The following is a 2,304-nucleotide window of genomic DNA, read 5'->3' as shown; positions in this document are numbered from 1 at the left end:
TGAGGCTCCTGTATAGAGAAATGCTACTGCCCAAAAATGTCGAGAGACGCCAATGGGTCAACAGGAATGATCGAATTAAGGTTTTTCTTAACGTAGCTGGTAATGTACCTATGCTATACAGTGCTAAAACTCGGTGAGGGAGAGGTCCGTAGATTTCTAATTATATTAGAAATCGTTTATTTGTGTATGTAATGGCCGCTACTCTCTTAAGGGTAGGGGTCTTTTTTGTTACCAAGCTATGAGTAATTTCATATTATAAATTATAAAATTAAACGAGGAGGTGAGGAGCATGTCAAATTCTGACTCGGTTCCGTTACCCATATACTTCAAATCAAAAATATATGATGTAGGCAGGAAACGATTTGTTCCTCCCTCTATATTTATCACAATATAGCGTTTATAAAGCGCGAGACACTTTCACAGTAAAGTGGATAAATTGAGAAACAAAGCGTTTCTTCCTATGTTGTAAAGGAGGAGACGATAATATGTTATATGCAAACAAAACTGTGGGTAACACGTCATATAAACTAAGTAAAAAATCAATAAAAGAACAAACAATGCTCCAAAAAAATAAAGATTTATTAATTGAAATTGCAACAAGAGATGTAAAATCTGTATTTGCATATTTTAAAACAACAAGAGACGGACTATCAATGAAAGAGGCACAAAAACGTATTCAAGTATATGGCCGAAATGAACTAACTTCAAAAAGAGCACTTCTTGCAGAAGTAATGATGAAGCTAGGTGGCATGATTCCAGGTTTTTCAAAACAACGTGTGTGTGATGAATTACAACGTGAAACGATTACTGTATCTAGAGTAGAATGTTCTAGTAGTACAGGGCTAAATAGTGAACTGAAAATGATGGAGATACCTGTGCAAGAACTTGTACCTGGAGATATGATTTTTCTTTCGGCTGGAGATGCTGTGCCAGCTGATGTACGTATTATTTATGCAGATGATTTATTAGTGAATGAGTCTGTGTTAACGGGAAACGAAGCGAATATAGAGAAGTTTGAGAGCTGCTATCACCTTGAACGTAAACGGTTTATTCCATTAAAACGGATGAAAGATTATAATCCACTTGAGCTTGAAAATGTATGTTTTAAAGGTTCGCATATTGTTAGTGGAAATGCAAAAGCTATCGTTGTTTCTACTGGAAAAAATACGTATTCAGGCATCTTGCATACTTGTTGTAGTAGAACGTCTTAATGTGTTAATGATGCTAAATATACAAAAACAATGTATAATAGACAAAGTTGAGCAAAAACGTAGAATGGTAATCTATTTATATAACCTTACGTGATAACGTAAGGTTATTATTTTTTTAATAGGAGAGGAATTATGAAAAAAGTATTATTAGTTGATGGTATGGCACTATTATTTCGTGCTTTTTACGCAACAAGTGTCTACGGACAATTTATGAAACGACAAGATGGAACCCCTACGAACGGGATTCATGGTTATATGAAACACTTATTAACAGCTACGCAAGCGATCGAACCAACACATATCGTTACATGCTGGGATATGGGAAGTACGACATTTAGAACAGAATCGTTCTCGAATTATAAAGCAAATCGTGCAGCGCCACCAGAAGAATTAATTCCTCAATTTGATTTAGTGCAAGAAATGACTGCAAAATTATCCATTCCAGTTATCGGTATGAAAGGCTACGAAGCCGATGATTGTATCGGTACGCTTGCAAAACAATATTGCAATGAAGCTGAAGTTTATATTTTAACAGGTGATACGGATTTACTTCAACTTGTTGATAAGAGCGTTACAGTCATGCTTCTGCGTAAAGGAATTGGAAATTACGAATATTACACACCGGAGAAAATCATGGAAGAAAAAGGTGTAGAGCCGTGGCAAATCGTCCATGCAAAAGCTTTCATGGGAGATACAAGTGATAATTATCCAGGGGTAAAAGGTATCGGTGAAAAAACAGCGTATAAGCTTATTCAAGAGCACGGAACAGTATCCGCTGTACTAGAAAATGTAGAATCATTAACAAAAGCGCAGCGTACGAAGATTGAAAGTGATTTAGAGAACTTAAATATTTCGTTACAATTAGCCCAAATTCACTGTGAAGTTCCAATTTCATGTTCACTAGAAGAAGGATTACACACAATGGATGAAGAAAAACTTAGATTTGTTTGTGAAGAAATGAATTGGGGAAGACCTGAAATATTAATAAATATGCTATAAATAGTTTGGGAAGAGGGATGTTGCATAAGTCGAACTTTGACTTGGTGACACCTTCTTTTTGTTTTTGTAAACAGTATTATAATAAATAAAATTA

Annotated in this window: 2 protein-coding genes and 1 riboswitch; both genes read left to right on the top strand. The window is 35.2% G+C overall.

Annotation, left to right across the window (positions count from 1 at the left end):
* A riboswitch (M-box (ykoK) riboswitch) is annotated at nt 1-149 on the top strand. This riboswitch is flagged as partial in the annotation.
* 336 nt (nt 150-485) lie between these two features.
* Nucleotides 486-1,211: a cation-transporting P-type ATPase gene (locus tag ABWK52_RS26160; RefSeq protein ID WP_000964949.1), complete on the top strand. Its 726-nt coding sequence runs from the start codon at nt 486-488 to the stop codon at nt 1,209-1,211.
* A 132-nt stretch (nt 1,212-1,343) separates the two neighbouring features.
* Complete coding sequence (locus tag ABWK52_RS26155; RefSeq protein ID WP_000757075.1) at nt 1,344-2,210, top strand: 5'-3' exonuclease; 867 nt, start codon at nt 1,344-1,346, stop codon at nt 2,208-2,210.
* The last annotated feature ends 94 nt before the right edge of the window (nt 2,211-2,304 follow it).

Source organism: Bacillus sp. AP50 (assembly GCF_040492675.1).
GTDB classification, from domain to species: Bacteria; Bacillota; Bacilli; order Bacillales; family Bacillaceae_G; genus Bacillus_A; species Bacillus_A cereus.
This window is presented reverse-complemented; position numbering and strand designations above follow the sequence as displayed.

Bases quoted from the DNA above. Each gene is read 5' to 3' on its own strand.
- ABWK52_RS26155 (WP_000757075.1), top strand. From the start codon at position 1,344: ATGAAAAAAGTATTATTAGTTGATGGTATGGCACTATTATTTCGTGCT.
- ABWK52_RS26160 (WP_000964949.1), top strand. From the start codon at position 486: ATGTTATATGCAAACAAAACTGTGGGTAACACGTCATATAAACTAAGT.